Source organism: Tumebacillus algifaecis (assembly GCF_002243515.1).
GTDB lineage: Bacteria > Bacillota > Bacilli > Tumebacillales > Tumebacillaceae > Tumebacillus_A > Tumebacillus_A algifaecis.
This window is the reverse complement of record NZ_CP022657.1, coordinates 4,135,001-4,142,500: the sequence shown is the minus strand read 5'-3', so window position 1 is coordinate 4,142,500 and position 7,500 is coordinate 4,135,001. Positions and strand designations below refer to the sequence as shown.

Genomic DNA, 7,500 nt, shown 5'->3' with positions numbered 1-7,500 from the left:
ATACGAAAAGGAAATAGAAAAGGCGCCGCGTTTGAAGCGGAGTGGAGAGCTGGTATGTGAACCGTAGCGTTCCAAAAAGAGTAAGACGCCACGAGGCGAGATGAGACCCGATCTGATGACCTGGTCTTTTATCTTTTGGCAAGAGGAATTATATATGATCATAAGTTCGCGGAGGTTGGCAGTCTGCAGATCGAGAAGAAATGGGCCAGATTTGATAACTGACCTCACCTTTACAAAGGACAAAAAGCTGTTGCGTCTTGAGGGGCGCGACAGCTTTTTCATAATTTCTGTAGCAGTGACTCCTCTATCCATCGTCACACAGTCGAACCGTTGAGCTGAGCGGGAGCGAAACTGTAGGATCACAGCTACCCCCGTGGACGAAACACGAGCGCACCGAGAAAGCCGAAGACGATCGCAGCTGAGATGCCTGCGCTCGTCACTTCGAAAATGCCGGTCAATACGCCGACCCATCCATCTTTCTGCGCTTCCTGCAACGCACCGTGCACCAGCGCGTTGCCGAAGCTTGTGATCGGCACCGATGCACCCGCTCCTGCGATTTTGACCAACGGATCATACAGTTCTAATCCGCCCAAAATCGCTCCGGTCACAACGAGCGTCGACATGGTGTGGGCGGGGGTAAGTTTCATCACATCCATCAAAAACTGGCCGATCACACAGATGGCACCACCGACGAGAAATGCCCACAAAAAGATCATTGCACTCCCTCCTCCGATTCCGCTTCGATGGAAACAGCATGGGCGATGCAAGGTATCGATTCGTCTTGCTGAAACGTAAGTGGAGATAGTAAAGCCCCGGTCGCCACCACCAAGATCCGTTTCCATTCCCCTCTTTTCATCCGATTCAGCAGATGCCCATACGTGACAGAAGCGCAGCACCCGCAACCACTGCCCCCCGACCAGACATTCGGATTCTCTCCGTAGATCATCATCCCGCAATCTTTGTACTGCTCTGGTGGAATCTCAATCTGATGCTGCTGGAACAGTTCAGAGAGGATGCTATGCCCGACACGTCCCAGATCTCCGGTGACGACAAGATCATAGGCGGTCGGTGAGATCTGCAGGTCGCGAAAATGGGACTCGATCGTGTGAAAGGCTGCCGGAGCCATCGCAGCACCCATGTTGAACGGATCTGTTAGCCCCATGTCGACCACTCGTCCGATGGTGGCCGACGTGACGCGAAGACCTGTACCCTCTCGTCCCACGACGGCCGCCCCGCTTGCCGTTGCGGTCCACTGCGCCGTGGGGGGCTTTTGCGCACCGTATTCGGTCGGGTAGCGGTATTGTTTTTCGGCGGAGGAGTTATGGCTGCTCGTCGCGGCCAGCACATAGTCGGCAGATTGGCTATCCACGATTAACGAAGCGAGCGCAAGGCCTTCCATCGAGGTCGAACACGCTCCGAACAGCCCGAGAAAGGGGGTCTGTAACGTGCGGGCTGTAAAGCTGGAAGAAACGATCTGGTTCATCAGGTCGCCGCAGAGAAAATAATCGATCTGCTCTTTTGTCAGCCCCGCTTTCTCGATCGCTTTGTCACAGCACTCTTCCAACAGGGTCTTCTCCGCCTTTTCCCAACTGCTTTGGCCCAGCATCATGTCGCCGTGAAGCGTGTCAAAATCATCGGCTAGCGGTCCTTGAGCTTCAAGCGGGCCTCCGATCGCAGCTGAGGAAAGAATCACAGGCTTGCTCGGAAACACCCATGTTTGATGCCCTAGTTTCATTGATGATCAGCCCCCCATCGAGATCAGTGTTCGGATCACCCCGATGACGAATGCAGCGAAAACGCCAAAGACGATCACAGAACCTGCCAGTTTGAACATATTGCCGCCGACCCCGAGCACATACCCTTCGCTTTTGTGTTCCAGAGCGGCCGATGCGATCGAATTGGCAAATCCGGTGACCGGGACAGCGGTGCCAGCCCCCGCCCATTGCGCAATCCGATCGTATACTCCCAACCCGGTCAGGAGCACGGAGATCAAGATGAGCACCGCAACGGTTGGATTGCTCGCCGTCTTTTCATTAAAGTCGAAAAAACGGATGAAGCACTCCTGAATACCTTGAGCGATCACACAGATCAGACCACCGACAAAAAAGGCGCGGAGAAATCGGCTGATGAAGGGAATTTCAGGTTCATGCTTTTTGGCCAGCGTTTGGTATTGCTGCTGAGTGGGGGTCAATTTCTGCTTTTTCTGGTTTGCCATCGCCTTGCACCACCTGTTATTGATCTAGCAAGTCAAAAGATGTGTTACGTCGTTCAAAACTTGCTTCAGTCGTGCTGCCTCTTGCTCGTACCTCCTCTTCGCTGCGGCGTCCTGTACAGACAGCGCGAAGATTTCCAAGTCAGCCTGACATTTTTGTAAGGTTAAGTATGTAAGTTTCAAGGTCTGAGGTTGTGGAACTTGAATCAGATCGTCATAGAGGTCGAGAAACAGCTGGCCGTTCGTGTCGACCTGGCCGATAAATACATTTTCCAGCAGTACGCCAGCTTTGCTGAGTTCGGTATTCAGCCAGCCGCGATTAAAACCGCGTGTGGCGAGGGACTCGTCGAGAATCTTCCCATCCATGATCACCGTTTGCGGCTCTGTCTCAGGAGCGACGGTCACGCCGAGATGCTTTGGCGTGATCGGTTGATTTTGCGATTTCATCAGGACGCTCACTTTACCATTCGGTTCCATCAAGGCGAATTCGACGTCGGCCACGCGAAATGCATTTTTCAACCGCAAGTGCTCCAACAGTTCATCAGAAGACATCCGCTCTTTTTTGAGATTGTCTTCCATCACCTTGCCATCCTTGATTAGAATGGTCGCTTTCCCTTCGACAAAATTGCGAACCGTCTTGTTCTTGAGGGCAAGCCATCCGAGCAGGATCGGGAAGCCGGCGTAGACGGACATCGCGAGGATGCCTTTGTACATGGGTCCGCTGAGGTCATCTGCGATCATCGCCGCAAGATCACCGAGCGCGATCCCCACGGTGTATTCGAAAAACGTCATCTGGGAGAGCTGACGTTTGCCAATGAGTTTCGTTAGTAAGAAAACGAAGACGATCGACACCAGGGAACGGATGAGTATATTCAGCCAATCTGGCATGCTACCTCCTCCTTAAAAAGGGAGAGGATCGTCCTCTCCCTCCGTGTTCAGACAATTTTAAAATCCTTTGTATTGCGGTTCTTCCTTCTCCAACTGCGTGACACGCTGTTCAAGGCTATCCAAAACGGCCTGCGTGTCTTGGGCAGCTTGCGTATACAGTTGCTTTGCTTGTTTGTTTTGCGTTGCGAGTGCAAAAGATTCCAAATTCGCCTGAGCGCCTTTCAAAGAAGCCACAGTTGTTTTGACCTGTTGTGAAATCGTCATGACGGTCACCTCCTTTGACATGTATAGAATCTACAACAGGGCGGTTTTTATTCGCTTTTCGCTCAGGTCGTGGTGGGTCGCCGCTCTCAACGCATGTTTTGCAAAAGGGGGGTAAAGCGTGTCTGCAAGGTAAAGCTGCGCGGACACAGCAAAGACCCTCCCGTTTAGAAGGAGAGTCTTGAAAGGAAAGCGGCACAACAACGCGGTCTGTTTGCAGGGCGTGTCAGTCAGCTTGGATCTGTGGGAGTTAAAACGTGCGCAGACCCATCGCGCGCCTGACTTCTGCCAGAACCAGCTCAGCAGAAGCACGCGCTTTTTGTCCGCTGACCATTAGGATGTCCACAATATAGTCCTCCGACAATCGCGCAGGGCGCTCGCGAAAAGGTTCGACGATCGAAGTGAGCGAAGTGGCGAGATGATGTTTGCAGTCTGCACATCCGATGGCCGCCTGTTGGCACTTGGTAGCAAGGTCGGTGAGCAGATCAGCCTCTGTGAAGAAGGAGTGAAGGTGATAGATGTTGCAGATCCTCGTATGGCCAGGCTGATGCTTATAGAACCGAGCGGGGTCAGAGTACGCTTTTTTCACTTTTGCTTGAATCTGGTCGTTCTCATCTCGCATCGAAATATACGGGTCGCGCGCATCCGATTTGCTCATCTTGCCTTGACCGGAGTGTGCGGGGATGCGAACAGCATTTTCAATCAGCGGTTGAGGCTCTGGAAAGAGGTCGCCATAGATCTGATGAAAGCGGCGCACGATGGTGCGCGCCATCGCCAGATGGACCAGTTGGTCTTCGCCGACCGGCACGAAGGTGCCCTTATGGATCAGGATGTCTGCCGCCATCAAGACCGGATAGCCGACCAGACCGTAGTTGTTGTTTTCAGGCTGCTTTTTCGCCTTCTCCTTAAAGGTCGGGCAACACAACAGCTCACCGGTTAGATCGGAGATCGAGCTCTGTGCATACAGCGTGTATTTTTCCAGGTCGAGCCCGGCCGCAACATAATCCCTGGCGACGCCGATCATGTTGCGGCGCAGGTCGGCGGAGTTCGGATGTGTGGTCAGCGAATGCAGGTCGACAATAAAAAAGTAGGCGTCATACTGGTCTTGCAGGCGAGTCAGATTGAGCAGAGCACTGTAGTACAGTAGTTGCCGAGGTGCAGTTCGCCACCGCCCGAAACGGCCCACCAACTAGCAAAAGGTGGTGCTCAAGATGCGCAAGAGGCGATTCGTCCGACCCATCTCGATCTGACCCCGGAGCGGGTTCAATCGAAGCTTTCACCAGAGCAGTTCCTCGTCTACAAGCTGATCTTTGAGCGATTTTTGGCGAGTCAGATGTCGGCCGCAATTTACGATACGGTGTCGGTCAGCATCCAGTCTGGACGATTCGACTGGAAGGCGAATTGGCGAACTTTGATCTTCGACGATTTTCTGAAGCTGTGCGAAGGGGGAAGGGACAGCAAGCATGCGGGGGAGGAGAAGGAGGAAGAGGAGCCGATGTTGCCGACTGTCGCAGAAGGGCAGCCGATGATCTGTGAGAAGATCACGCCTTCGCAACACTTCACGAAGCTGCCAGTCAACTTTACTGAGGCCAGCCTCGTCAAAGATCTGGAAAAGCGAGGTATCGGACGGCCGAGCACCTATGCGTCGATCATCTCCGTGTTGAAAGCGCGCGACTATGTGACGGTCGAATACAAGAATTTTTATCTGACCGACATCGGAAAGGTGGTCTCCCAGACGCTGGTGGAGAACTTCCCCGAGCGGATCAATGTCGAGTTTACGGCGGAGATGGAAAAACAGCTCGATCAGGTGGCGGAAGGCGAGCGCGACTGGAGGTGGAGACGGAGCATCCTTGCGAAAAGTGCGGGAAGCAGATGATCTTGCGCAAAGGGAAGTATGGCGAGTTTCTGGCCTGTAGCGGGTTTCCGCAGTGCAAGCATGTGCAGAAGGTGGGCAAGGAAGGCAACCCGATGGCAAACGTTCCAAAGCTCGTGCAAGTGACCAACCAATGCTGTTCGAAGTGCGGTTCGGTGATGGTGTTGCGCGAGGGGAAGGGAGAAAAGTTTCTCGGGTGTTCAGGCTACCTGCGCTGTCGCACGACCGGCAAATGGAGTGAAAGCGTGCAGGTGATCGACGAGCTCGAATTTGCTGACGTGAAAAAGAGATATAAACAGGTGAAGAAGAAAAAATCATCAGATCCCGAGCAGCTAGTGCAACAGGTTGCTCCGGATTTTTTATGACTGCAGGTGGTGAGCGGCAGACCGATTCTATGCTGGCTTAGAGGGGCATGCTATCTGAAAAGCGGATGTGCATCGAGGATGGAGAGATGAGAGATGTGTTCCGATCGCGCTCAGAATTGGGCTATTTCAAGAAACAAGTTATGGTTCTATGCGTTTTCTGTAAAGAGAAATCAAAATCAGGAGCTCGTTATGTCGGACAGGTTATAAAAGCTGATTACTATGAAATTTGTTCTCAAATCGGGGGAATCATGCGTTGAAATGCTTCTTGGTGCCGTGGTAAGATAACTCTTGTCGCCGCGAGAGACACGCGGTGGTAGCCCAACGAAGAACGCGACATCCTGTCGCAACGTTGGACAATGAACATCCTGTTCTTGATCCTTGAAAACTAAACGAGTGTTACAGAGATCTGATGCGAGTCAAGATACAAACTTTTTCAACTTTTATTGAGAGTTTGATCCTGGCTCAGGACGAACGCTGGCGGCGTGCCTAATACATGCAAGTCGAGCGGACTGGAGGGAGCTTGCTCCCAAAGGTTAGCGGCGGACGGGTGAGTAACACGTGGGCAATCTGCCCGACAGACTGGGATAACGCTTGGAAACGAGTGCTAATACCTGATAAGCGATTTCCTCGCATGAGGAGATCGAGAAAGAAGCTTTCGCTTCACTGTCGGATGAGCCCGCGGCGCATTAGCTAGTTGGTGAGGTAACGGCTCACCAAGGCGACGATGCGTAGCCGACCTGAGAGGGTGATCGGCCACACTGGGACTGAGACACGGCCCAGACTCCTACGGGAGGCAGCAGTAGGGAATCTTCCACAATGGGCGCAAGCCTGATGGAGCAACGCCGCGTGAATGATGAAGGCCTTCGGGTTGTAAAATTCTGTCTTCTGTGAAGAACAAGTGTGAGAAGGGAATGCTCACACCCTGACGGTAACAGAGGAGGAAGCCCCGGCTAACTACGTGCCAGCAGCCGCGGTAATACGTAGGGGGCAAGCGTTGTCCGGAATCACTGGGCGTAAAGCGCGCGCAGGCGGCCATCTGCGTCCGGGGTGAAAGCCCAAGGCTCAACCTTGGGACTGCCTTGGATACGGGATGGCTTGAGGATCGGAGAGGCAAGGGGAATTCCACGTGTAGCGGTGAAATGCGTAGAGATGTGGAGGAACACCTGTGGCGAAGGCGCCTTGCTGGCCGATTTCTGACGCTGAGGCGCGAAAGCGTGGGGAGCAAACAGGATTAGATACCCTGGTAGTCCACGCCGTAAACGATGAGTGCTAGGTGTTGGGGGGTACCACCCTCAGTGCCGAAGCTAACGCATTAAGCACTCCGCCTGGGGAGTACGGTCGCAAGACTGAAACTCAAAGGAATTGACGGGGGCCCGCACAAGCAGTGGAGCATGTGGTTTAATTCGAAGCAACGCGAAGAACCTTACCAAGACTTGACATCCCGCTGACCGGTTTAGAGATAGACCTTCCCTTCGGGGCAGCGGTGACAGGTGGTGCATGGTTGTCGTCAGCTCGTGTCGTGAGATGTTGGGTTAAGTCCCGCAACGAGCGCAACCCCTAAATTGTGTTGCCATCATTCAGTTGGGCACTCACAATTGACTGCCGGTGACAAACCGGAGGAAGGCGGGGATGACGTCAAATCATCATGCCCCTTATGTCTTGGGCTACACACGTGCTACAATGGGCGGTACAAAGGGTTGCGAGGCCGCGAGGCGGAGCCAATCCCAAAAAGCCGCTCACAGTTCGGATTGCAGGCTGCAACTCGCCTGCATGAAGCTGGAATTGCTAGTAATCGCGGATCAGCATGCCGCGGTGAATTCGTTCCCGGGCCTTGTACACACCGCCCGTCACACCATGGGAGTTGGCAACACCCGAAGCCGGTGAGGTAACCGTAAGGAGCC

Annotated in this window: 8 protein-coding genes and 1 rRNA gene (1 of these 9 running past the window's edge); 3 read left to right on the top strand and 6 right to left on the bottom strand. The window is 53.5% G+C overall.

Annotated elements, in window-relative coordinates:
- Positions 1–365: 365 nt before the first annotated feature.
- The 6 genes from spoVAE to trpS all read right to left on the bottom strand — a co-directional run bounded on the left by spoVAE (position 366) and on the right by trpS (position 4,547).
- Positions 366–716: a stage V sporulation protein AE gene (gene spoVAE, locus CIG75_RS18400; RefSeq protein ID WP_094237947.1), complete on the bottom strand. Its 351-nt coding sequence runs from the start codon at positions 714–716 to the stop codon at positions 366–368.
- Positions 713–1,735: a stage V sporulation protein AD gene (spoVAD, locus tag CIG75_RS18395; protein WP_094237946.1), complete on the bottom strand. Its 1,023-nt coding sequence runs from the start codon at positions 1,733–1,735 to the stop codon at positions 713–715. The genes spoVAE and spoVAD overlap by 4 nt, the downstream gene beginning before the upstream one ends.
- Positions 1,736–1,741: 6 nt before the next feature.
- Entirely contained in the window at positions 1,742–2,215 is a 474-nt protein-coding gene (gene spoVAC / locus CIG75_RS18390) for a stage V sporulation protein AC (RefSeq protein WP_094237945.1), read from the bottom strand.
- 24 nt (positions 2,216–2,239) lie between these two features.
- Positions 2,240–3,100: a DUF421 domain-containing protein gene (locus CIG75_RS18385; protein ID WP_094237944.1), complete on the bottom strand. Its 861-nt coding sequence runs from the start codon at positions 3,098–3,100 to the stop codon at positions 2,240–2,242.
- A gap of 57 nt (positions 3,101–3,157) precedes the next feature.
- Positions 3,158–3,364, bottom strand: a complete 207-nt coding sequence (locus CIG75_RS18380; protein WP_094237943.1) for a DUF1657 domain-containing protein — start codon at positions 3,362–3,364, stop codon at positions 3,158–3,160.
- Between the two features lie 247 nt (positions 3,365–3,611).
- Positions 3,612–4,547, bottom strand: coding sequence for a tryptophan--tRNA ligase (trpS, locus tag CIG75_RS18375; protein ID WP_227874285.1), 936 nt, complete (start codon positions 4,545–4,547; stop codon positions 3,612–3,614).
- Here trpS and CIG75_RS18370 point away from each other — a divergent pair.
- The 3 genes from CIG75_RS18370 to CIG75_RS18360 form a co-directional block, all read left to right on the top strand.
- Positions 4,509–5,237, top strand: a complete 729-nt coding sequence (locus CIG75_RS18370) for a DNA topoisomerase (RefSeq protein ID WP_094237942.1) — start codon at positions 4,509–4,511, stop codon at positions 5,235–5,237. The genes trpS and CIG75_RS18370 overlap by 39 nt on opposite strands.
- Complete coding sequence (locus tag CIG75_RS18365; protein ID WP_094237941.1) at positions 5,234–5,599, top strand: DNA topoisomerase family protein; 366 nt, start codon at positions 5,234–5,236, stop codon at positions 5,597–5,599. Before CIG75_RS18370 ends, CIG75_RS18365 begins: the two co-directional genes overlap by 4 nt.
- A gap of 439 nt (positions 5,600–6,038) precedes the next feature.
- Positions 6,039–7,500 (top strand): 16S ribosomal RNA (locus tag CIG75_RS18360) (it continues 83 nt past the right edge of the window).

Excerpts from the sequence above, each read along its gene's own strand:
- spoVAE (WP_094237947.1), bottom strand. The coding sequence starts at position 716 with ATGATCTTTTTGTGGGCATTTCTCGTCGGTGGTGCCATCTGTGTGATC.
- spoVAD (WP_094237946.1), bottom strand. The coding sequence starts at position 1,735 with ATGAAACTAGGGCATCAAACATGGGTGTTTCCGAGCAAGCCTGTGATT.
- spoVAC (WP_094237945.1), bottom strand. The coding sequence starts at position 2,215 with ATGGCAAACCAGAAAAAGCAGAAATTGACCCCCACTCAGCAGCAATAC.
- CIG75_RS18385 (WP_094237944.1), bottom strand. The coding sequence starts at position 3,100 with ATGCCAGATTGGCTGAATATACTCATCCGTTCCCTGGTGTCGATCGTC.
- CIG75_RS18380 (WP_094237943.1), bottom strand. The coding sequence starts at position 3,364 with ATGACGATTTCACAACAGGTCAAAACAACTGTGGCTTCTTTGAAAGGC.
- CIG75_RS18365 (WP_094237941.1), top strand. The coding sequence starts at position 5,234 with ATGATCTTGCGCAAAGGGAAGTATGGCGAGTTTCTGGCCTGTAGCGGG.